Origin of the sequence: Blautia sp. MSK.20.85 (assembly GCF_013317245.1) — a bacterium.
Classification (GTDB): Bacteria; Bacillota; Clostridia; order Lachnospirales; family Lachnospiraceae; genus Blautia_A.
Map to the genome: position 1 here is coordinate 1 of NZ_JAAIUN010000011.1, position 23,485 is coordinate 23,485.

Annotated in this window: 21 protein-coding genes; 16 read left to right on the top strand and 5 right to left on the bottom strand. The window is 44.4% G+C overall.

The genetic code is table 11. The features are described from left to right. The first annotated feature begins 220 nt into the window (after nucleotides 1-220). From G5B12_RS08060 to G5B12_RS08075, 4 genes are all read left to right on the top strand, one after another. Nucleotides 221-2,269: a DHH family phosphoesterase gene (locus G5B12_RS08060; protein WP_174088024.1), complete on the top strand. Its 2,049-nt coding sequence runs from the start codon at nucleotides 221-223 to the stop codon at nucleotides 2,267-2,269. 2 nt (nucleotides 2,270-2,271) lie between these two features. Continuing rightward, on the top strand, nucleotides 2,272-2,718 hold the full coding sequence (gene rplI / locus G5B12_RS08065) for a 50S ribosomal protein L9 (protein ID WP_174088025.1): 447 nt from the start codon (nucleotides 2,272-2,274) through the stop codon (nucleotides 2,716-2,718). Between the two features lie 3 nt (nucleotides 2,719-2,721). Then, nucleotides 2,722-4,050: a replicative DNA helicase gene (gene dnaB / locus G5B12_RS08070; protein ID WP_015527183.1), complete on the top strand. Its 1,329-nt coding sequence runs from the start codon at nucleotides 2,722-2,724 to the stop codon at nucleotides 4,048-4,050. Between the two features lie 203 nt (nucleotides 4,051-4,253). Next, nucleotides 4,254-4,823: a MerR family transcriptional regulator gene (locus G5B12_RS08075; protein WP_021977101.1), complete on the top strand. Its 570-nt coding sequence runs from the start codon at nucleotides 4,254-4,256 to the stop codon at nucleotides 4,821-4,823. A 46-nt stretch (nucleotides 4,824-4,869) separates the two neighbouring features. Here the strand turns inward: G5B12_RS08075 and G5B12_RS08080 are convergent, their stop codons facing one another. Beyond that, entirely contained in the window at nucleotides 4,870-5,040 is a 171-nt protein-coding gene (locus tag G5B12_RS08080; protein ID WP_015527180.1) for a DUF362 domain-containing protein, read from the bottom strand. A 242-nt stretch (nucleotides 5,041-5,282) separates the two neighbouring features. Here G5B12_RS08080 and G5B12_RS08085 point away from each other — a divergent pair, with 242 nt between their 5' ends. Continuing rightward, the gene (locus tag G5B12_RS08085; protein ID WP_015527179.1) at nucleotides 5,283-5,483 is read left to right on the top strand and encodes a DUF1858 domain-containing protein; all 201 of its coding nucleotides are present in this window, start codon (nucleotides 5,283-5,285) and stop codon (nucleotides 5,481-5,483) included. A 101-nt stretch (nucleotides 5,484-5,584) separates the two neighbouring features. Here G5B12_RS08085 and G5B12_RS08090 read toward each other — a convergent pair whose 3' ends face one another. Continuing rightward, complete coding sequence (locus G5B12_RS08090; protein WP_118062767.1) at nucleotides 5,585-6,349, bottom strand: adaptor protein MecA; 765 nt, start codon at nucleotides 6,347-6,349, stop codon at nucleotides 5,585-5,587. Between the two features lie 372 nt (nucleotides 6,350-6,721). Between G5B12_RS08090 and G5B12_RS08095 the strand changes: the two genes are divergently transcribed. The 10 genes from G5B12_RS08095 (at nucleotide 6,722) to G5B12_RS08140 (ending at nucleotide 17,314) form a co-directional block, all read left to right on the top strand. Then, complete coding sequence (locus G5B12_RS08095; protein ID WP_242996938.1) at nucleotides 6,722-6,991, top strand: hypothetical protein; 270 nt, start codon at nucleotides 6,722-6,724, stop codon at nucleotides 6,989-6,991. Nucleotides 6,992-7,176: 185 nt separating this feature from the next. Beyond that, nucleotides 7,177-8,826, top strand: a complete 1,650-nt coding sequence (locus G5B12_RS08100; protein WP_174088026.1) for a glycosyl hydrolase family 18 protein — start codon at nucleotides 7,177-7,179, stop codon at nucleotides 8,824-8,826. An 81-nt stretch (nucleotides 8,827-8,907) separates the two neighbouring features. Then, nucleotides 8,908-9,627: an N-acetylmuramoyl-L-alanine amidase gene (locus G5B12_RS08105; RefSeq protein ID WP_243003857.1), complete on the top strand. Its 720-nt coding sequence runs from the start codon at nucleotides 8,908-8,910 to the stop codon at nucleotides 9,625-9,627. Between the two features lie 69 nt (nucleotides 9,628-9,696). Continuing rightward, nucleotides 9,697-11,694, top strand: a complete 1,998-nt coding sequence (locus G5B12_RS08110) for a hypothetical protein (protein WP_174088027.1) — start codon at nucleotides 9,697-9,699, stop codon at nucleotides 11,692-11,694. After that, entirely contained in the window at nucleotides 11,684-12,394 is a 711-nt protein-coding gene (locus tag G5B12_RS08115) for a glycosyltransferase family 2 protein (protein ID WP_021976689.1), read from the top strand. Before G5B12_RS08110 ends, G5B12_RS08115 begins: the two co-directional genes overlap by 11 nt. A 16-nt stretch (nucleotides 12,395-12,410) precedes the next feature. Continuing rightward, nucleotides 12,411-14,669, top strand: coding sequence for a DUF2298 domain-containing protein (locus G5B12_RS08120; RefSeq protein WP_174088028.1), 2,259 nt, complete (start codon nucleotides 12,411-12,413; stop codon nucleotides 14,667-14,669). Between the two features lie 63 nt (nucleotides 14,670-14,732). Beyond that, the gene (locus G5B12_RS08125; protein ID WP_021976687.1) at nucleotides 14,733-15,314 is read left to right on the top strand and encodes an HD domain-containing protein; all 582 of its coding nucleotides are present in this window, start codon (nucleotides 14,733-14,735) and stop codon (nucleotides 15,312-15,314) included. Between the two features lie 11 nt (nucleotides 15,315-15,325). Then, entirely contained in the window at nucleotides 15,326-16,390 is a 1,065-nt protein-coding gene (locus G5B12_RS08130; RefSeq protein ID WP_118062824.1) for an L-threonylcarbamoyladenylate synthase, read from the top strand. Next, nucleotides 16,387-16,815, top strand: a complete 429-nt coding sequence (gene rpiB, locus G5B12_RS08135) for a ribose 5-phosphate isomerase B (protein ID WP_021976685.1) — start codon at nucleotides 16,387-16,389, stop codon at nucleotides 16,813-16,815. The genes G5B12_RS08130 and rpiB overlap by 4 nt, the downstream gene beginning before the upstream one ends. A gap of 4 nt (nucleotides 16,816-16,819) precedes the next feature. Beyond that, entirely contained in the window at nucleotides 16,820-17,314 is a 495-nt protein-coding gene (locus tag G5B12_RS08140; RefSeq protein ID WP_021976684.1) for a deoxycytidylate deaminase, read from the top strand. Between the two features lie 84 nt (nucleotides 17,315-17,398). On the opposite strand, the gene G5B12_RS08145 is transcribed toward G5B12_RS08140, so the two are convergent. Then, nucleotides 17,399-20,071: a sensor histidine kinase gene (locus tag G5B12_RS08145; protein WP_174088029.1), complete on the bottom strand. Its 2,673-nt coding sequence runs from the start codon at nucleotides 20,069-20,071 to the stop codon at nucleotides 17,399-17,401. Nucleotides 20,072-20,114: 43 nt separating this feature from the next. Next, nucleotides 20,115-20,816, bottom strand: a complete 702-nt coding sequence (locus G5B12_RS08150) for a response regulator transcription factor (protein WP_021976682.1) — start codon at nucleotides 20,814-20,816, stop codon at nucleotides 20,115-20,117. A gap of 312 nt (nucleotides 20,817-21,128) precedes the next feature. Here G5B12_RS08150 and uvrB point away from each other — a divergent pair, with 312 nt between their 5' ends. Beyond that, nucleotides 21,129-23,117, top strand: coding sequence for an excinuclease ABC subunit UvrB (gene uvrB / locus G5B12_RS08155; RefSeq protein WP_174088030.1), 1,989 nt, complete (start codon nucleotides 21,129-21,131; stop codon nucleotides 23,115-23,117). A gap of 86 nt (nucleotides 23,118-23,203) precedes the next feature. On the opposite strand, the gene G5B12_RS08160 is transcribed toward uvrB, so the two are convergent. Next, the gene (locus G5B12_RS08160; protein WP_021652320.1) at nucleotides 23,204-23,473 is read right to left on the bottom strand and encodes a hypothetical protein; all 270 of its coding nucleotides are present in this window, start codon (nucleotides 23,471-23,473) and stop codon (nucleotides 23,204-23,206) included. Between the last annotated feature and the right edge of the window lie 12 nt (nucleotides 23,474-23,485).

Sequence of the window (23,485 nt, forward strand, 5' to 3'; positions counted from 1 at the left end):
TGTCAATGAGAAAGAAAAGGTTCGTAGTAAGTTTGCGTCCAATTAAGTATTTAGAAGAGCTTTTAGAAGCTTAAAAAGTAGAAAAAAATAGAATTTGCAGTTGCTAACCATTCATGCGTTTGTCGTGCAGATTTTATCATAACTATGGAATTATAATAAGAAATCTGGTATAATGATAGATAACTTATGGTTTTTATTACGTTGAGAACAGGAAAAAGCAATGAACAACAAAGTCAAATTTAAAGGGCCTATGAAACACTTCATGCACTGGCCACTGTATCTTTCGGTTCTGGTGGTGCTGCTGGACCTGCTGGTGTTTATTGTAAGTGTGAAGGCCGGAATTCTGGTGTCTGTAGGTACTGTTATTTATATTTTTATCGCAGTACAGCTTTTCCGATATCACAAACCGCTGATCATCAATGATATGATAGCATTTGCCAATCAGTATGATGTGGTGGAAAAGAGGATGCTGGAAGAACTGGCACTTCCCTATGCCATTATGGATATGGAAGGCCGTATGATCTGGTCCAACCGGATCTTTTCGGAGATCACGGGCAGAGATCAGTTTTATAAAAAAAATATCAGCACAGTTTTTCCGGACATTACTCCGGACAAGCTTCCGGTAGCCGATGAGCTGGAAATTTCCGAGATGAGTACGCATTTCGGGGATCGGATCTATCGTGTGTCCATGCAGAGGGTGACCATGGGAGAAGTGGTAAGCCATGCAGATATTCTGGAGGATATGTCCCAGAATGTTAGCCTGATCGCCATGTATCTTTATGATGAGACAGAGCTTAAGGAATACATTCAGAAGAATGAAGATAATAAGCTTGTAGTAGCCCTGGCTTATCTGGATAATTATGAGGAAGCTCTTGAAAGTGTGGAGGATGTGCGGAGATCTCTTCTGATCGCACTGATCGACCGTAAGATCACGAAGTACTTTTCCAACTTTGACGGTCTTGTAAAGAAGCTGGAGAAAGATAAATATCTCCTGATCATGCGCCAGAGCTCGCTGGAAATTCTGAAGGAACAGAGATTCCATATTCTGGATGAGGTAAAGACTGTTAACATCGGAAACGAGATGGCAGTGACTTTAAGTATTGGAATCGGTCTGAATGCTTCCACTTATATTCAGAATTATGAATATGCCAGAATTGCCATTGAGATGGCACTGGGACGTGGCGGCGACCAGGTAGTGATCAAAAATGGCAATAATATCACCTACATTGGCGGTAAAGCTCAGCAGATGGAGAAATCCACCCGTGTAAAGGCCCGCGTGAAGGCCCAGGCGCTGAAGGAATTTATGAGTACCAAGGATCGTGTGGTTGTCATGGGACATAAGATCACCGATGTGGATGCTCTGGGAGCAGGCATTGGTATTTACCGTGCAGGCAAGACTCTTGGTAAGCCGGTGCACATTGTAATTAATGATCCGACCACATCCATCCGGCCTCTGATGAGTGGCTTTATGGAGAACCCGGATTATGAACCATCCATGTTTGTGGACAGTAATCAGGCCAAAGAGCTTGTGGATAATAATACGGTAGTGGTTGTAGTAGATACCAACAAGCCAAGTTATACAGAGTGTCAGGATCTTCTCTATATGACCAAGACTATCGTGGTACTGGATCATCACCGCCGTGGCAGTGAGGTAATACAGAATGCAGTTCTTTCCTATGTGGAGCCTTATGCATCTTCAAGCTGTGAGATGATCGCGGAGATCCTGCAGTATTTTGCAGACGGGCTGAAGCTTCGCAGCATTGAGGCGGACTGTATTTATGCAGGTATCATGATCGATACCAACAACTTTACAACAAGGGCAGGTGTGCGTACCTTTGAGGCTGCGGCATTTCTGCGAAGATGCGGGGCGGATGTGACACGTGTACGCAAGATGCTCCGTGACAATATTGATTCCTATAAGGCGAGAGCGGAGGCTGTCCGTACTGCTGAGATCTACCGGGATTATTTTGCCATTGCAAGATGCCCAAGTGAAGGTCTGGAAAGCCCTACCGTTGTAGGTGCACAGGCGGCCAATGAGCTTCTTAACATTGCCGGAGTCAAGGCATCTTTTGTTCTTACCAGCTATAATAACGAGGTTTACATCAGCGCCAGAGCCATTGATGAAGTCAATGTCCAGGTTATGATGGAACGGATGGGCGGCGGTGGACATCTGAATATTGCCGGCGCACAGGTGAAGGACACCATGGATGAGACAGAGAGAATGCTGAAAGAAATTATAGACCAGTTATATCAGGAAGGGGACAAATAGAAATGAAAGTAATTCTTCTGGAAGATGTAAAATCCCTGGGAAAAAAGGGACAGATTGTAAATGTAAGTGACGGATATGCAAGAAACATGATTCTGCCGAAAAAACTTGGTGTTGAGGCTACTTCCAAGAATCTTAATGATCTGAAACTCCGTAAGGCAAATGAGGAAAAGGTTGCGCAGGAGAACCTGGACGCTGCCAAGGCATTTGCAGAGGAGCTTTCCACAAAAGAGATCATCCTGACCCTGAAAGTGGGCGAGGGTGGAAGAACATTCGGTTCTGTATCCTCCAAGGAAATCTCAGAGGCAGCAAAAAAACAGATGAATCTGGATATCGATAAGAAAAAACTTCAGCTGGAGAATCCAATCCGGAACCTTGGTGTTACCAACGTTCCGGTACGTCTCCATCCGAAAGTAACCGGAAGTCTCAAGGTTTGGGTAAAAGAGGCGTAATCGATGGAAGAGGCACTGATCAAGAGGATTCTTCCTCACAGTATTGAGGCAGAGCAGTCAGTGATCGGTTCCATGATCCTGGACCGTGATGCGATTCTTGTGGCTTCCGAGATTCTGACCAGTGATGATTTTTATCAGAAACAGTATGGTATTATCTTTGATGCCATGGTAGAACTCTGTAATGAGGGACAGCCGGTAGATCTGATCACCCTGCAGAACCGTCTCAAGGAGAAAGAACTCCCTCCGGACATCAGCAGTATGGAATATGTCCGTGACCTGATCGCTGCAGTTCCTACCTCTGCCAATGTGAAATATTATGCCAATATTGTCAGTGAAAAGGCAGTTCTCCGCCGGCTGATCCGGACTACGGAAGAAGTTGCCAATGCCTGCTATCTGGAAAAGGACAGCACGGAGACCATTCTTGAGGAATCCGAAAAGAAACTGTTCAATATTCTGCAGAGAACAAACGGCAGTGATTATGTACCGATCCAGCAGGTTGTATTAAATGCAGTCAGTAACATTGAGAAGGCTTCCAAGCTGAAAGGCTCCGTCACCGGAATTCCTACCGGATTTGTAGATCTGGATTATAAGACCTCCGGTATGCATGCGTCCGACCTTGTACTGATTGCGGCGCGACCTTCCATGGGAAAAACTGCTTTTGTGCTGAATATTGCCCAGTATATGGCATTTCGTAAAGATGTGACCGTGGCGATCTTCAGTCTGGAGATGTCCAAGGAGCAGCTGGTAAACCGTCTTCTTGCCATGGAATCCCATGTGGATTCTCAGAATCTCCGTACCGGAAATCTGAAAGATGAAGACTGGACGAAGCTGGTGGAAGGTGCAGATATCATCGGTGGCTCCAATCTTATTATTGACGATACTCCTGGAATTTCTATTGCGGAACTTCGTTCCAAATGCAGGAAATATAAGCTGGAGCACAATCTTGGAATTATCATGATCGATTACCTGCAGCTGATGAGCGGAAGCGGAAAATCCGATTCCAGACAGCAGGAGATTTCCGATATTTCCAGATCTCTGAAAGCGCTGGCAAGAGAGATCGATGTGCCGGTGATCGCATTGTCTCAGCTGAGCCGTGCGGTAGAACAGAGACCAGATCACAGGCCGATGCTTTCGGATCTTCGAGAGTCCGGAGCTATTGAGCAGGATGCGGATGTGGTCATGTTCATCTATCGAGACGATTATTACCATAAAGATACCGAGAAAAAAGACATTGCAGAGATCATCATAGCCAAGCAGAGAAACGGCCCCATTGGAACCGTAGAACTGGTATGGCTGCCAAGGTATACGCAGTTTGTAAATATGAAAAAGTAGAGCCGTGCAGACGGAAAAACAAAATGCTGTCAGGATGAACACTTGTATTTAGCCTGACAGCATTTTGTTTTTCCGTCTGCACGGCTCTGCTGATAAGTCACATCCGGTAAAATTATGTCAACCGATTTTTCTTGCCATTTCCTGAATCCAGGGGTTATACTATAGACAGTAACAGTGAATCTCTACACAAGGGGGCGTTCACGATGGAAAAAAGATATACGGTGAGACAGGCTGTAACAATGACAGGCGTGAAATCTTATGTTCTGCGGTACTGGGAGGAAGAACTTGATCTTCGGATTGGGCGCAATGAACTGGGACACCGCTATTATACACCTTTTGATATCCAGCTTTTTCTTAAAATAAACGAGTTGAAAAACAGAGGTCTTCAGCTGAAAGCAATCCGAACGCTGATTCCGCAGGAAGCAAGAAATACTTATCCGTCAGACCTTGCAAAAACCGGCAGTGAAATCCTGGAGGGAGAAGCGGTTGAGATTGAAGATATTCCGGTAGGAACACCAGAAGAAGCAGCAGAAGACATGTTTATGGAGAAGCAGAAAACATCAAAGGAGCATAGAGAGGATGACAAAAAGATCCTCGAATTTCAGGAAATCCTGGAACGGCTGATCCATGAGGAAATGCAACGGAAAAAAGAAGGAGAATACAGGTGTCGTTCTTTGGATGAAGCCATCCGAAAGAAACAGCAGGCAAGAAGAGAGGCGGCAGCTGCCTGTGATGGAAAAAAGAATAAAAGAAACAGAAAAGGCTGCCGGTAAACCGGCAGCCTCATTCGTTACGGTAGCTTATCAAGCAAATGGTGCATTACTCAGCAGAGATAGCACCAACTGGACAGGCCTCAGCGCATGTTCCGCAGTCAACACAAGCGTCTGCGTCGATTACATAATGCTCATCTCCCTGAGAAATAGCTTCGTTCGGGCACTCACCCTCGCATGTTCCACAGCTAACGCACTCGTCAGAAATTACATATGCCATAATTGATATCCTCCTTTAAAATGGTGTATTGTATGTATCCCCTACCAGGGATTCTATTCCCATTCTAATATATATGTACAAAGAATACAAGTATAAATTTATATACAAAATAAAAATCAGAGAACCAGAGAAGCGCCGGTAAATAAAGGAAGCGATAAGGCGTTGATTCCCCTGGGATTTCGTATTATAATAGCAGAACGAAGTGGAAACATTTCGATAAATCAGTAAAGGAGAGTACGCACATGGCAAAGGTTACAAAGAGTATGCTGATCGGAGAACTTCTTACAGTAGACCCTAATATTGCACCAATCCTGATGCGGGCAGGAATGCATTGCCTTGGATGCCCGTCTTCTCAGATGGAATCTCTGGAAGAGGCAGCTATGGTTCATGGACTGGACGCAGATGTTCTTGTAGCACAGATCAATGATTTTCTCGGAGAGTAAGCAGTATCTGCTGTTTTACTGAAAAAAGACCGCTGTTGGAAATATGGATCAGCCATATCAGGGATGATCGTATTTCTGACAGCGGTTTATTTTTTGAAAATTTAAAGTTTAAGAAGTTTCTGAAGGGCATCATCTGCGATCAGTGTACCATGTTCACGAAGATAAGCCTCCCCGGCAGGAGTAAATGCACGACCAACTCCGTACTCAGAAAGAATGTTGCATACTTTATTAAACTCTTCCGGAGTGCAGTCAGACTGATGGAGAACAAGCTGGTATACTCCATCCTCGCCTTCGCGATAAAGGGTATTGTTTCCGGTAAAGAAACCGTTCATACCATGAGAAGCAGCGATAACATCGTCAAGTCCTGGGAAAGAGTACAGACGGATAAGCCGTACAGAATTCTCGGAAGCCTGTGAAGCATCCGGATTTTCCGGATTCGGTGATGCTGCGGGTTCGGATTTCTTTTCTTCCGGCTTCTGGGGAAGATTCTTAAGTTTGGATTCACAGAGTTTCTGGAAGATATCAATGATATTATCGGCTCCGTCAATCTCAACGGTATCCGAAGGCTTATTTCCTTTAAATGGAGCAAATTTGGAAAAACGGGTATCCAGTTCTTCAGGATCTTCCACCTTGGTGATGATAAGAATGATACTTTCCGCACTTACGGGAATTGCTTCGATCATCAGTGGAATGTTATCAGCTTCAAAACCAAACTGTATCTGAGCCTGCTGCATCATATCACGGAAGAGACGTTTGGCCTTCTCTGTTCCGTAAGCAAGTTCACTGATACGGATCTGGTGACTGTCCAGATCTTCCTTCGTCAGTGTGCAACGGATCTGATTGTCGTTGATCTTTTCTATTTTCATATAATCACATCCTATGGTCAATAAATTTAATCTTTTACATACTGTATTATATAACAGTTATATACAAGATGTAAAGATGCAGAATCTGATGAAAAAATAAAATTTCCGGATAAAAATAAATTTTTTTTTATAATCGGATAAAAGACTTGCATCTGAAAAGAAAAACGGTATAATAAAAACAGAAAAGCTGTCCGATCCATAGAAACAGGAAGACAGTAAAGATAGCTTAAAGTCATACTTTTTCTGAAGATAAGATCTCTGTGCAGATTTCATCGGCGTTTCTGCCGCAGCACAGAATAAATTTTTCCCCCTTTTTATTTATGTTTATGCAATATAAATTGGATCAGGACAGCTTTTCAAGAACCGTTGCTGGTGTTTTCTGAAAATCAAACCAGGAAAGGAGGTCGGGATACGGAAAATATATCACAGGTAAAAAAGAAATCCGCAAAAACCCTTCGCAGGGAACTAAAGCTTTACCGTGAAAACGGAGTTTCCCTTTATCTCAACGGTGAGCCCAGTACTCCGAAAAAAATCGCAAAAGCCTGTCAGATTGCGGAAGATGGAGTTTACATGCGGGATTATACGGAAGATGAAGAAGGCCATATTGCCTGTGTAAGCTTTGATTTAATTCGAAAAATGTAATACAACTTAAGAGAAAGCGGTTCCCCGGACGCAGAAGTTCCCCGGAACTCATACATACCATGTGGGGAACCGAAATTATAAAGAAACTGTGAAAATTTATTAAAAGTCGATTTTTGTAACGAAACGCAGAAGAAATATGTTATAATGAAAAAAACTATGACATTTATACCGAAAGGAAAAAAACAATGATAAAAAAACATATGCCGGTCCTGGTGGTATGTCTGCTGATCGTTCTGGTTTCTCTTATAGGAGGAGCCGTTTATGGAATTAACAAACTGATTCCGACCAGTAAGCAGATGGATCTGACAGAGTATTACGGTCAGAATGCAGATGGAGAGGCTTCACTGGTAGCAGGAACACAGAAACTTGAACAGAAAGCTCTGATCTCAGGAGATGAGGTTTATATTCCGCTGGATGTGGTAAATGGATATCTGAATCAGAGATATTATTGGGACAGTGCAAATAAAAAGATCCTGTATGCGACACCAACCAGTCTTACAGAGGAGGCAGCATCGGATCAGCCTGGCGGAAACGTATGGCTGAAGGAGAGTACTGTTTATCTGAAACTGGATTATGTGAAGAAATATACAGATATCGATTCATATATATATAAAGACCCTGCGAGAATAGCAATTCAGTATAAATTCAGCAATGTGCAGACGGTAACTGTAAAGAAGGATACCGTGATCCGGTACCGGGGCGGGATTAAATCCAAGATCCTGACAAAAACAGCAAAAGATACAGTTCTCAGGCTGATGAACGAAGGAGAAGACTGGGATCAGGTAGCCACAGATGACGGATATATTGGATACATCCAGAAAAAGAAAGTAAGTGCAGCGGATACAACCGACTATAAGCGGAGTTTTAAAGCTGAAGCTTATTCTTATTTCACGATGGATGAGCCTGTAAATCTTGCATGGCATCAGGTTACGAGTACAGACGCCAACAACTATTTCGCGGATACTACCCAGAATATGACAGGGGTGAATGTGATCTCACCGACCTGGTTCTCTGTTTCGGATAATGATGGAAATGTGAGCAGCCTTGCATCAGGGGAATATGTGATGCAGGCACATGAGAAAGGCCTGAAAGTATGGGGCTTGGTGGATAATTTCAGTGAGAATATGAGCACAACAACGGTTCTTTCCAATACAGCCGCAAGGCAGAATCTGGAGAACCAGCTGGTTACATATGCACTGAAGGCAGGTCTGGATGGAATTAATGTTGATTTTGAATCCCTGAGTGAGGATGTGGGAATCCATTTTCTACAGTTTCTGAGAGAACTTTCCATTCAGTGTCATGAGAATAATCTGGTACTTTCTGTAGATAATCCGGTTCCGGAGGATTTTACAAGTCATTATGACAGAGCGGAACAGGGAAAAGTTGTGGATTATGTGATCATTATGGGATATGATGAGCATTATGTAGGATCCGATACAGGATCCGTGGCTTCTCTTCCATGGGTGGAACAGGGAGTCAAGGATACACTTGCGGAAGTCCCGGCCAAGAGAACTATTCTTGCAATTCCGTTTTATACAAGACTCTGGAAAACAACAGATGGAGGAGCTCTGACCAGTGAAGCAATCGGAATGGATCAGGCACAGCAGGCAATCAGTGATAATGGAGCGGAGACTTACTGGGATAAGACAACCAGCCAGAATTACGGAACCTATGAAGGAGACGGCGCTACATACCAGATCTGGCTTGAGGATTCCAAGTCGATTGCGGAAAAAGTAAAACTTATCCCCAAATATAAACTGGCAGGCGTGGCGGAATGGAAACTGGGATTTGAGAACAGTGGAATCTGGAGCGTCATTACAGAAAATCTGTCCTGACAAAAGAAAACAATATATTTTATGCAATGAAAGCACTCCTGGCGACATATATTAAACTAAATACGCCGGGGGTGTTTTGCGTTGAAAAAGCGAGGGATAGAAATCGGAATGGCAGTTCTCATGCTGGTCTGCTTTTATATTCTGTCAAGGGAGGCAGCAGAGGCAACGGAGAAACTGAAAGATGTATCAGGGAATATACAGGCCGGACAGGTGATTCTGGTAGATGCCGGGCATGGAGGAATTGACTCCGGGATGGTAGGAATAGAGGGACTTAAAGAGAAGGGAATCAATCTGGAAATAGCAATAAAACTGAAAGCAGTTCTTGAGAAAAGGGGCTTTACGGTTATGATGACCCGGGAGGAAGATAAAGGCCTTTATAAAGATAATACACAAAATATGAAAGCGCAGGATCTGCAAAATCGGATTGCAATGATAAAGGAATATGCACCGGTGCTTTCTGTGAGCATCCATCAGAACAGCTACAGTGATCCCCAGGTAAAGGGACCACAGGTATTTTATTATGCGGATTCTGAAAACGGAAGAAATCTGGCTCTGGCAATCCAGGAAGAACTGAATCGACAGCTTTCAGTTGCACGTCCACGTGAAGCGAAAGGAAACAGGACCTATTATCTGCTGAAAAGAAGCCCCAGTGTGATCAATATTGTAGAGTGTGGATTTCTGACAAATCCGGAAGAAGCACAGCTGTTAAAAAAAGAAGAGTATCAGACGAAGATTGCCATGTCTGTGGCAGACGGTATTGATACATATCTTGCCAGCCAGGAAGAACACGAAAAAAATTGAAAAAAATGTGAATAGCCTTTTCACAGGAAGGCTATTCTGCTATACTTTACGTGAATTGAGGAGAATCTTATGTTTGGAATCTTTTATCTTATATTATGCGTGTTAACAGGAATGGAAATGGCGGGGTGTCTGTTTCCGCAGCAGATAACTGAAAAAGGAAATCGGATATGGGTGATCCTTCCGGCGGCTTTTGGAACGGGAGTTCTGATGCTGACTTGGGCAGTATATGTGGTTTCCTGGATGTTCAGTGTATGTGCGGGAGCAGAACATCCTCTTTTTTATGGAAATATTATTGTGATGTCGGTGACTGTGCTGTGTCTTCTTGGAATTTTCATCCGGAAGCGAAAAAGAACAGAAAAAATGTTTCCGGTATCGGAGAAGATGATCAGTAGAAAATGGATCCTGCGAAAAGAAATTTTACTTTTTGTGGTTCTGACGGCGTTTGTAACAGTAATGATGTTTTATGTCTTCCATATGAAAGACGGTCTTCTGTATTCGGGATTTTCCGTGTATGGTGATTATGCACCTCATACCGCAATGATGAGATCTTTTTCCAGAGGAAATAATTTTCCTACGCAGTATCCGCATTATGGAGGGCAGGACGTAAAGTATCATTTTATGTTTCAGTTTCTGGTAGGAAATCTGGAATATCTGGGGCTTCGGCTGGATCTGGGATATAATCTGGTAAGTATCATGTCTCTTTCTGGTTTTCTTATGGTCCTTTATGGAATCAGTTATCGGATGTTCCGGAGTTTCTGGGCCGGTGCTGCTGCTATGGTTTTCTTTTTCTTTCGCAGCGGAACTGCGTTCTGGCAGTATCTGTGGGAAAATGCGAAAGCAGGGAATCTTATCCAGGCACTGAAAGAGAACACAGCGTTCATTGGTTATACAACAAATGAAAACTGGGGATTATGGAATTTTAACGTATATCTCAATCAGAGACATCTGGCATTCGGGCTTCTGATCGTTGCAGTGGCTGTATGGATCTTCATGGACTGGGTAGAGGCTGGCTGCGGACACAAAGAGCATGGCTGGCTGTGGATCAGAAAACGTATTTTCTCAAAAGAAGCATGGGCATTCCGGAATGTGGAAATTGCAATTTTGCTGGGACTGTTCCTGGGTCTGACCGCTTTCTGGAATGGAGCTGCACTGATCGGGGGACTTTTGATCCTGGCTGGTTTTGCTGTATTTTCTGATGGAAAGCTGGATTATGCGGTGTGTGCGGCGCTGGCGGTATTCTTTTCGGAACTGCAGTCGAAGATTTTTGTGTCAGGAAGTGTGATGTCCCCTTCCTTTTACTGGGGATTTCTGGCAGAGAACAAGAGCATTTCAGGGGTACTCTGGTATCTGGTGGAGATCAGTGGATTTTTCTTTGTAGGACTGGTCGTGGCATCTGTATTTTTTAAAAGAAATGAGAGAGTGGTACTGGGGGGCTTTTTGCTTCCGGCAGTATTTGCGTTTGTGGTGTCCCTGACCCCGGATATCAATGTGAACCACAAATATATCATGATCTCCTATGCATTTGCGGCAGTGCTGTGGGGAGGGATACTCCGAAGCATATTTTTCGAGTTCAGAAAGAAAAGAATAAAATGGGCAGGCGCGGCCGTCTGTATTATTATGAGCATCTGTCTGACTGCAACCGGAGTTTACGATTATGTGATCATTTTGAGGGATAATGATTCCGGACACAGAATGACAGTAAACATGGAAAGCAGTCTTACAGACTGGCTTTCTGAAAATCTTGGGAAAAATGATCTTCTTCTGACCCCGGAATATACGATGAACGAGGTTACAATGTCTGGTGTGATGATGTACTGCGGATGGCCGTATTACGCCTGGTCGGCAGGATATGATACCAATTACCGCGCCGGACAGGCTGTGCTCATCTATACGACAGATGATCCGGAGATACTGAAAGCGACTGTCAAACAGGAGAAGATCACGTATATTCTGTTTGAGGACAACATGGAATTTGAGCAGCAGGAGTGTCGAGAGGATGTCATCAGGGAGACATATCCGCTGGTGTATACCTCGGAAGATGGGAGAATAAGAATCTATGAAACATGACAGCTTATATATCATTATGCCGGCATACAATGAAGAAAAAAATATCGGGACAGTGATCGAACAGTGGTATCCGGTCGTGGAGAGGATCGGAGGAGAAAGCCGCCTGGTGATCCTTAATGATGGAAGCAGAGATGGCACTTATGAAATGATTCGGAAATATCAGAAAAAATACGAGCGTCTTATCGGGATCGACAAACCAAATGAAGGACACGGGGGAACTATCCTCCGAGGATATCATTATGCAGTGGATGCCGGAGCGGATTATATATTTCAGACCGATTCCGATGGCCAGACACTTCCTGATGAATTCTGGCAGTTCTGGAAAAAGCGTAAAACATGCGGGTTACTGATCGGTTACAGAAAAAAAAGAGAAGATGGTTTTTCCAGGCTTTTTGTGACAAGAGTGCTGAGACTGGTACTGTTTCTGACCTTTGGGACATGGGTAAAAGATGCGAATACACCGTATCGTCTGATGAATGCGAAACAGTTGTCGAAAGTGCTGAAAAAGATCCCGGACGGATTTTTTCTTTCCAATGTTCTGATGACGGTAATTTATGAGAAGCATCATCTGCATGTGGAGTATATACCGATTACATTCCGTCCGCGTCAGGCAGGTAAAAATTCTATTAATATGAAACGCATCATAAAGATCGGCAGACAGGCATTTGGAGATTTTATCCGCCTTCGCCACAGAATCTGATACAGGAGGAAGAACGATGAAAATACAAATCAGAAAAATACTTCCGGAATCCATTGCGGCGGTAATTCTGATCGCACTTTCCGCATATCTCCTCGGAGGAGATGTGTGGACATTCTGGACCTGGTGGCTCCTTGCACTGTTTATGGGAATGGTTGCCATGCCAGTGACGGGAAGACTTTTTGAGGGATTTGAAGATAAAGGATGGCTGTTTTCAAAAGCACTGGCGATTGCAGTAACCGGATTTTTAACCTGGTTTCTGGTGGCAGTAAAACTTCTTCCGTTTACAGCTGCAACCTGCATAGGAGTATCTGTGATCTGCGGGATCTTCTGCGCCATTCTTTTTCATGTACAGCTGAAAAAGGGGATAGAATGTTACCCATCCGGAAAAATCCAGCTGATTGTTCGTGAAGAACTTCTTTTCTTCGGAATTTTTCTTCTCTGGACTTATCTGGCGGGATTCCGTCCACAGGCATATGGAACAGAGAAATTTATGGATTATGGATTTATGGAGGCGATGATGCGCAGCAAAACACTTCCTGCCCGTGATCTGTGGTATTCTCAGGGAACCATTAATTATTATTACGGAGGGCAGTATTTTGCGGTATTTCTCACGAAGCTTACAGGAAGCAGAGTAGAAGTAACCTACAATCTGATGCGTACTTTTGTAGCCGCTTTTGCATTTGTATATCCGTTTTCCCTGGTAAGACAGATGGCAAAGGACAGATTGTACGGACGCATGTCTGGGATAAAAAAATATCTTCCGTCACTGGCTGGAGTGACAGGTGGAATTGCGGTTTCCATTGCAGGAAATGTGCATTACATTGTATATCGCTGCGTGCTGCCTCTGATCCATAAAATTCAGGGAGTGGCAGAAACTGCCAGCTACTGGTTCCCGGATGCAACCCGATATATCGGTTATAATCCGGTGAATGAAAGTGACAAGACCATTCATGAATTTCCATGTTATTCCTTTGTACTGGGGGATCTTCACGCTCATGTGGTCAATGTAATGTTTGTTACCTTTCTTGTAGGGATGCTTTATGCATGGATGAAAAAAATCCGAAGTGCAGGTCCGGAACCGGAAAAACAGGATGTCAGGGATTTCTGGCTGAAGCAGCTTCTGATGCCGCATATCCTTCTGGCCGCAGTTCTTCTGGGAATGTTCCAGTGGACAAACTACTGGGATTTTGTGATTTATTTTGTTGTGACAGGCGGTGTCGTTCTGATCGCAAATATTATTCGATTTGAGGGGAAAGTAACCAGGATTCTGGCAGTAACAATTGCTCAGGCAGTGGAGATCATTGCGGTTTCCTATCTTGTGATCTTACCGTTTACTCTGAAATTTGAAACCATGGTTCAGGGAGTGGCTCTTGCACAGCATCATTCTCTGTGGTACCAGCTTCTGATCCTCTGGGGACTTCCGGTGTTTCTTACTGTGCTTCTGATCATCTCTGTTCTTACAGAAAAAATGAAAGGAATGAAGCACAAGAGCCTGTACAGACTTCTGGAGGCAGTTTCGGTTCCGGATCTGTTTGCTGTGATCATGGGACTTTGTGCGATTGGATTGATCCTTATTCCGGAAATTGTTTATGTAAGGGATATTTATGAGAATGGTAATGCGCGAGCCAACACCATGTTCAAACTTACCTATCAGGCATATATTCTGTTTGGGATGACTATGGGATATGGGATTTACCGGATGCTTGTAGTATCGAAGCAGAAAATCATCCGGATCTTTTCCGGTATTGGCCTTTTTGTGCTGATCTGGACGGTAGGATATTTTGGAAATGCTGTGCACTCCTGGTTCGGGGAGGTATGGAATCCTTCAAATTATCAGGGATTGAATGCTACTACATTTCTGGAAACAGATTTTCCGCAGGATGCGGCGGCAATCCGCTGGCTGAAAGATAACATTGAGGGATCGCCTGTGGTGCTGGAAGCTAATGGAGACAGTTACACAGGATATGAGAGAGTTTCGGCCACCACAGGACTTCCGACAGTGCTTGGCTGGTATGTTCACGAATGGCTTTGGAGAAATAATGTGCCGGATCTTAATGAGAAGAGTGCTGATATTCAGACAATTTATACTTCCACAGATGAAGAAAAGGTGAAGGAACTGATACAGCGATATGATATTTCGTATATCTTTGTAGGCGGACAGGAAAAAGAAAAATATGGCACAGAGCTGAATGACAGTCTCCTCCAGAGTCTTGGCAGTATTGTCTTTGAAGATGATACATCAGGAACTTATATTGTGAAAGTGGAGCAGGATTGACAATTTTTCCATAACAACGCTATAATAAAGTAACTATATGTATGGCAGCGAGAGGAGGATATTATGAACAGAATTGACAGGCTTTATATGGAAATGATACGTTACTATCAGGGTGACCCGAAGCATATTCAGCACTTTGTAAAGGTTCACAGCTTTTCAAGGCTGATCGGACAGGGAGAGGGACTGGACGAAGATACAATGTATATACTGGAAGCCGCAGCCCTTGTTCATGATATTGGAATCAAGGTTGGAATGGAGAAATATGGACGGTCTGACGGAAAGACGCAGGAAGCAGAGGGACCGGCAGCAGCCAGGGAGATGCTTACACACCTTGGATTTAAGGAGCAGGTGATCCGTAGAGTGGAATATCTGGTGGGACATCATCACACCTATAAAGACATTGACGGGCTGGATTATCAGATCCTTGTAGAAGCGGATTTTCTTGTAAATTACTTTGAGAACGGACTTGATAAAGAGCACATTAAAAAAAGTGCAGAAAAGATATTTAAGACAGAAACCGGTAAAAAAATTGTAAAAGAGATGTTTTTCCCGGAAGCTTTTCAGAAATCAGAGACCTGGGCACAGGATGCGCTGCAGGATCTGGAGGATTTTATTGAAGAACAGGGGATTTATATCAGACAGTAATGGAGTGTAAGATGAAAGCAGAAATAGCAGTTATGACAGCGGAAAATATAGACAGGGATGCGATAGCCAGAGGTGGCGAGATCCTGAAAAAAGGAGGTCTCGTGGCATTTCCGACAGAGACGGTATACGGCCTTGGAGGAAATGCGCTGGACCCGAAGGCATCCATGAAAATATATGCGGCAAAGGGCAGGCCTTCTGATAATCCTCTGATCGTACATATTGCGGATATTCATGATCTGGATAGGATTGTTACAGAGGTTCCCGAAAAAGCAAGGATCCTTGCAGAGAAATACTGGCCCGGTCCGCTGACTATGATTCTGCCGAAAGCAGATATCGTACCAAAAGAAACGACAGGCGGGCTCGACAGTGTAGCGGTACGTTTTCCAAGTGACCGTATCGCACAGGAACTGATTCTGGCGGCAGGAGGATATGTGGCAGCGCCAAGCGCCAATACTTCCGGAAGACCAAGTCCCACCACAGCAGGACATGTAGTGGAGGACCTGGGAAATGCCATTGATATGATCATTGATGGTGGACAGGTAAATATCGGACTGGAATCTACGATCGTGGATTTTACAGAGGAAGTGCCGGTTGTCCTGCGTCCGGGATATATTTCGCTCGAAATGCTGCGTGAAACGCTGGGAGATGTCCGGATGGATAAGGGTCTGATCAAACCGGACAGTAAGGTACATCCGAAGGCTCCGGGAATGAAATACCGTCATTATGCCCCAAAAGCAGATCTTGCGATCGTGGAAGGCCCGGACGAGAGAGTGATCGCAGAGATTGAAAAGAGAGCGCTGGAAGCGGAGAAAAATGGAGATACAGTGGGAATTATCGCAACCGATGAAACAAAAGACAGATATTCCCATGGAATCATAAAAAGTATTGGAAGCAGAGAACAGGAAGAAACCATCGCACATCATCTTTATGAGGTGTTGCGTGATTTTGACAGCTGTAATGTAAGTGCCATTTATTCTGAGGCATTTTTTACACCCAAAATGGGACAGGCGATCATGAACCGCTTACTGAAGGCGGCTGGTCATAAAATTATTAATGTTGAGGAGGAAACAAAATGATAGCACTGGGATGTGATCACGGCGGGTACGAGCTGATGCAGGAGGTCAAAAAACATCTGGAAGAGAGAGGACTGGAGTATAAAGATTTCGGATGTAATGGCCCTGAATCTGTAGATTATCCGGTTTACGGAAAAAAAGTTGCCGAGGCTATTGTAAACGGTGAATGTGAGAATGGTATTCTGATCTGTGGTACAGGAATCGGAATTTCCATCACGGCAAACAAGTTTAAGGGAATCCGTGCAGCACTTTGTACGGACTGCTTTACAGCCGAGGCTACCAGACTTCATAATGATGCCAATATCCTTGCTATGGGAGGACGCGTGGTAGGTCCTGGACTTGCTCTGAAGATTGTGGATACATTTCTGGATACCCCGTTTTCCGGCGATGAGCGTCATATCAGAAGGATCAATATGATCGAGGACTAAGCTTATGGATAACAAAGGACAGAAACGGCAGGGATATCTTTCCTGGGATGAATATTTTATGGGTGTTGCCATGCTTTCCGGCATGCGCTCCAAAGATCCTCATTCACAGGTTGGTGCCTGTATTGTAAGTGAAGACAATAAGATCCTGTCAATGGGATATAATGGCTTTCCCAAGGGATGTTCCGATGATGAATTCCCGTGGGGAAGAGAAGGGGAGCCACTGGATACCAAATATCTTTATGTGACTCACAGTGAGCTGAATGCCATCTTGAATTACAGAGGCGGAAGCCTGGAGGGAGCAAAGCTTTATGTATCACTGTTCCCGTGTAATGAATGTGCCAAAGCCATTATCCAGGCAGGAATCAAAACAATCGTGTATGACTGCGACAAATACGCAGATACACCTTCAGTGATCGCATCAAAAAAAATGCTGGATGCGGCAGGCGTACGGTATTATAAATATAACCGGACAGATCGGGAGATTACGATCAAGGTGTAAAAAATAACAGAAATAAGAAAAAAATAGCAGCTGGACACCGGATGTATATATCATCAGGGTTTCAGCTGCTGTTTTTATGTGTATTTAGAAGAGCGGATCATCTGACCCGGATAAATCTGCGGGAGATATTTTCTGCGGAAACTTCAGGCATACTTTAAAGAGATCACCGTCCAGATAAAGCTCAAAAGTTCCACCCTGAAGCTGAGTCAGGCTCTGGGCAATGGACAATCCAAGTCCGCTGCCCTCTGTATTTCTGGCAACATCGCCGCGGATAAAACGTTCGGTCAGTTCTTCGGCAGGGATATTCAGAGGCTGTGCAGAAATATTTTTCAGAGTAAAGATAACCTGATCATGTTTCAGAAGTACTTCGGCATAGACTCTTGTATTTTCCATGGCATATTTCAGGATATTGCCGAAAAGATTTTCAAGAATACGCCACATACGTCTGCCGTCGGCAGAGATCATGGCCGGAGTATCCGGGAAATGCGTCATTAACGTCAGATGCCGGTCTGCCAGACGTTCTTCAAATTCTCCCATCACCTGATAGAGCATTTCCACAAAATTGATATCAGTCATCTCCAGAGTCAGATTTCCGGTGCTTGCTTTGGAAGCTTCCACCACATCTTCTGTAAGACTTTTCAGTCGGTGAGCTTTTGCGTCCAGGACTTCCAGATATTTCAGGACTTCCGGATCTGTAAAATTTTTTCGTTTCAGAAGATCCACGTAATTGATGATGGAAGTCAGTGGTGTTTTCAGATCATGAGAAACATTGGTAATAAGTTCTGTTTTTAAGCGCTCATCTTTCAGACTTTTTTCTACGGCAGCATCCAGGCCGTCACCGATACGGTTGATATACTGGGCCATTGTTTTCTGATCTCCATGAAGCTTTTCTTTCGGGATCTTGTAAGAGAGTTCTCCATCCGTGATCCGCTTCAGACCATCAAGGAGAAGTTCCCGGCCAAGGGCTGTTTTGTAGACGAAGAAAAGTGCACCAAGATCCAGAAGAAAGAGAAGCAGAAATATCACAAACCAGCCATCAGATGCAGAAACCAGGATACTGAGGAAAAATTCAAGAAAAAGAAATATGCCAAGTGCCAGCAGCATACGGATCCGGCTGATGGTGTTTCTGGAGAAAAATTCGATCAGTTTACCGGCTTTCTGAAGGCACAGAAAGAGAAAATGCAGGCATTTGCGAAGCAGGCTGTTTTTCCAGAGGGTGTGTGCCTTGACTCTGCGGATCAGGCTTAAGTAACCGGTCCAGAACAGGCAGGAAATCAGAAAGATGATTATTCCAATGATGATCATGGAAGCGATATGGTTACTGGTGTTATACTGCAGATTTAGCCCTGTGGTTAATATGCCAAGTGCCGGGATACATACAAGTACTGTCGCTATTTCGGTATAGATCCGGTCAAAAAAGTTCAGATCCGGTTGCGTATTGCCTGTATTGGAGTTATCGGAATTCCTTCTTCCTGTATGGACAGTAAGCCAGATAAAATCTGCGATAAAGAGAAGAAAGCTGATCACGGAGATTACAGCAGCCGGAATAAATAAAGTACGGTAAGTCTGAAAATACTGTTTCGCAGTCCGGATGGAATCATATGCAGGAAGGCTGGTGTCTTCAATCCAGGCAAGGAAACTGCAGTTTTCATCATATGTGGAGTTTCGAAGGCAATCGATCCAGTTCCCCACAGAGGGGCTTGCAGCTGCGGAAAGGTTCAGATTTGTAAGACCGCCCTGAGTATCTTTTTCATCTCTGGCAGTGTCATTGACATTAAGGAGCACATAAGGCTTTTTGATTGAAAAACCGGAAATATGAGTCAGATCGGAAGTATAGCTGGCATCTGTGTTTGTGAAGATTTTTTTTGATATATTATCCGTATAGGCATAACGGATATTGGATTGCGCCCTGTTGTATTCATCCAGTGCCTGAGAGGCCACAGTCCAGTTGGAAAAAAGCTCCCGGGCATTAGCAAGCTGCTCAAAGGCATCGGTCAGAGTTCCTTTGAATCTTCTGTTTTTTGATGAAGTGGAATTCATATAATCCAGAAGACTGTCATATCCTTCCGGTGCACAGGGAATTTCAAGGCTTGGAGTGAGCATATCTGCCACATCGGTGTAAACTACATTTCCATTTTTGCCGGTAATGTTTTTCAGAGGTTCCTGTGACTGAATTCCTTCGTCTGTATATTCAGCTTTCAAAGAAGAAAGAATCCGTTTTGTCCAGTCATTGTGGGAAATTCCTTCGGATTTCAGAGCACCTGGAGTGGCGTTTAACTGCAGGGTTCCATTTTCCAGAGCTTTTTTGAAATCAGAATAGTACATATATTTTGTTTCGCCTTCCGGGGTGGTGAGCCCCAGGACGATCCAGTCATCATTGGAAGTGATACTCTGCGAGCTCCATTCCTTAAGATCGTTGAAGGAGTAGGCAAGTCCGGAAGTGTTTTTAAAGGAGAGAGAATCTCCGTTATAAAGTTCTCCGAGATCAATGTATGCGCTTTCGGCTGTTTTATCCAGGATTTCCCTGGCAGAGATTCCGGTCAGGATCGCAGAAGCTTTTGAGTAGAAGTTGTCAGCAAAAGCAGAAGTCTGGAAATAATCTTTTGTTTTCAGATCATCCACAGAGTCCATCTGGATACCCGCCCGAATCACCAGTGTCGCTGAAAAGAACATGATCAGAGGCAGGATCAGAGCAAGGACAAGAGCAGGAATTCCCATGAGCGATCTGCTTTTTCCTACAGGTTTGTTTGTATTCATAATACCCCTTTCTGAAGTGCGAAGACTTCATGTACCGGATGGTTTACCGGCTCAGTTTTTCGATTTTGTAACCCAGTCCCCAGACAACTTTCAGATAACGGGGTTCTCTGGGATTGATCTCGATCTTTTCACGGATATGGCGGACGTGGACAGCTACTGTGTTGTCTGCTGCCAGAGCGTCTTCATTCCAGATACTTTCATAAATCTGTGTTGTGGAAAAAACACGTCCGGGATTTTTCATGAGAAGAAGGAGAATGTTATATTCAATAGGTGTCATACGTACAGGCTCGCCGTCTATCAGAACTTCTTTTTTATCGTCATTTACAGTAAGTCCGCCAGTTGTATAGATATGTTCTGATGTGGCAGATGCGGCTGAACCAAGCTGTGTGTATCGACGCATCTGAGATTTCACTCTTGCGATCAGTTCCAGCGGATTGAAAGGTTTGGTGATGTAGTCATCCGCACCGATGTTAAGTCCGAGGATTTTGTCCGTGTCCTCAGATTTTGCGGACAGGATAATAATAGGCAGCGGATTGCTTTCCCGGATCTTCACGGTTGCCCGGATCCCGTCAAGACGGGGCATCATTACATCAATGATAAGAAGATCCACTTTTTCTGTATGGAGGATATCCAGGGCTTCCTGCCCGTCATAAGCTTTCAGAATGTGATATCCCTCCTGTGTAAGATAGATTTCAATTGCCTCCACGATGTCTTTGTCATCATCGCAAACAAGTATGTTAGCCACTTTTTTGTACCTCCCTGATGTTCTTAGAATAGCAGCCGGAAATTAAGACGAAAGGGGTAAATTCTTAAGATTCCATGAAATCTATTGTACTATATCACATAGGGAGTGTAAATAAAGCGCATGGATTGTTTGTGAAATGAGAAACTCATAGTATGCACAGCAACTCTCAAAAAAATATGAAAGCACAGAACAAACATTCGGTTTACCCTGTACTTTTTTTATATAGGATGATATACTGAAAATATAACCATACTAAAAGAAAACTACCTTAATTTTGGATAAATGAAATTTGATTAAAACAGGAGAAATCACATGGATCATTTCAAATTACACTCCGAATACCAACCCACCGGCGACCAGCCTCAGGCAATCGAGAAACTGGTCAGGGGATTTAAAGAAGGCAACCAGTTTGAGACTTTGCTTGGTGTCACCGGCTCCGGTAAGACCTTCACCATGGCGAATGTCATTGCCCAGTTAAACAAGCCAACTCTGGTACTTGCCCATAATAAAACACTGGCGGCACAGCTTTACGGCGAGATGAAAGAATTCTTCCCGGAAAACGCAGTAGAATATTTTGTCTCCTACTACGACTACTACCAGCCTGAGGCCTACGTTCCTTCCACAGACACCTACATCGCCAAGGATGCATCCACCAACGACGAGATCGATAAACTCCGTCTCTCCGCCACAGCGGCTTTATGTGAGCGGAAAGACGTGATCGTGGTTTCATCCGTATCCTGTATTTACGGCCTGGGTGCGCCCCAGGAATTTTTTGATATGATGATCTCGCTTCGTCCGGGGATGGAGAAGGATCGTGACGAGGTTATCAAACAGCTGATCGATATCCAGTATACAAGAAATGAGATGGATTTTCATAGAGGAACTTTTCGGGTGCGTGGCGATGTGCTGGAAATCTTTCCAGCTAACTCTACAGACCGGGCAGTGCGTGTGGAATTTTTTGGCGATGAGATCGAGCGGATCACAGATATCGATGTGCTTACCGGTGAGATCAAAAGTGTGGAAAGCCATGCGGCGATTTTCCCTGCATCTCATTACGTTGTGCCTCAGGAGCAGATCCGTCGTGCAGCAGATGCCATTTTGGAAGAGATGAAGCAGCAGGTGGAATACTTTAAAAGTGAGGATAAGCTGATCGAGGCTCAGCGAATTGCGGAGCGTACCAACTTTGATGTGGAAATGATGAAGGAAACAGGATTCTGTTCCGGAATCGAGAATTATTCCAGACATCTGACCGGGCTTGCACCGGGGCAGCCGCCGTATACACTGATGGATTACTTCGGAGATGATTTTTTACTTATTATAGATGAGTCCCATAAGACAGTTCCCCAGGTTGGCGGTATGTATGCCGGTGATCAGAGCCGTAAACAGACACTGGTGGATTACGGCTTCCGACTTCCATCTGCCAAGGATAACCGTCCATTGAGCTTTGATGAATTCGAGAACAAGCTTGACCAGGTAATGTTTGTATCTGCGACACCGGGAGAATATGAATATGACCATGAGTTTCTCCGCGCAGAGCAGATCATCCGTCCTACAGGGCTTCTTGATCCGAAGGTGGAGGTGCGTCCGATCGAAGGACAGATCGATGATCTTGTAGCAGAAGTAAATAAGGAAATTGAAAAGAAAAATAAAGTCCTGATCACGACCCTGACCAAACGTATGGCAGAGGACCTTACCGATTATATGAAGGATCTGGGAATCCGTGTCCGATACCTCCATTCAGATATTGACACTCTGGAGCGTGCAGAGATCATCCGCGATATGCGACTGGATGTGTTTGATGTGCTGGTTGGAATTAACCTTCTGCGAGAAGGTCTGGATATTCCGGAGATTACACTGGTAGCGATCTTGGATGCAGATAAGGAAGGCTTCCTTCGTTCGGAAACATCCCTGGTACAGACTATCGGCCGTGCTGCCCGGAACAGCGAAGGCCATGTGATCATGTATGCGGATAACATGACAGAATCCATGGAAAAAGCAATCTCGGAGACAGAAAGAAGGAGAGCGATACAGGAGGCTTACAACAGGGAGCATGGCATCACTCCAACCACGATCAAGAAGGCGGTCCGTGATCTGATCGCTGTTTCGAAGAAGGTGGCAGAGACAGAAGTGAAGCTTAAAAAGGATCCGGAATCCATGAACCGAAAAGAACTGACGAAGGTAATCGCTCAGGTAGAGAAGCAGATGCGTGCTGCGGCAGCAGACCTGAATTTCGAGCAGGCTGCTGAGCTGAGAGACAAGATGCTCGAATTAAAAAAGAATTTGGAAGAACTAACGGAATAGGCTGCAAAGCAGCTGACAGTACAACACCCCTGGCTGTAATAGCCAGGGGTGTTGTCGGGTATGCTCGATCTGTTTTTGGGAAAAGCTTATTTTGTAGTTGAAAAGCCCAGGGAGCGCAGGGTGATGCCGGAGCCCTTGAGAAGATCAGTCCAATATGGAACAGCCATATCCAGAGTGTCGTTGGCAAGCTCGGAAGCATCTTTTTGTGTCAGGATCTGCCTTAGCCTGGAAGAACTGATCCTGGGAGCGGCCTCTGTAACACAGACTGTGCCAGGCAGAATTGCCGATTCTGCCGGAAGCATGGCCAGTACAAAGACTGTTATCAGAGATATCAGGATTTTTTTCCATTTTTTCATAGCGATCCCTCC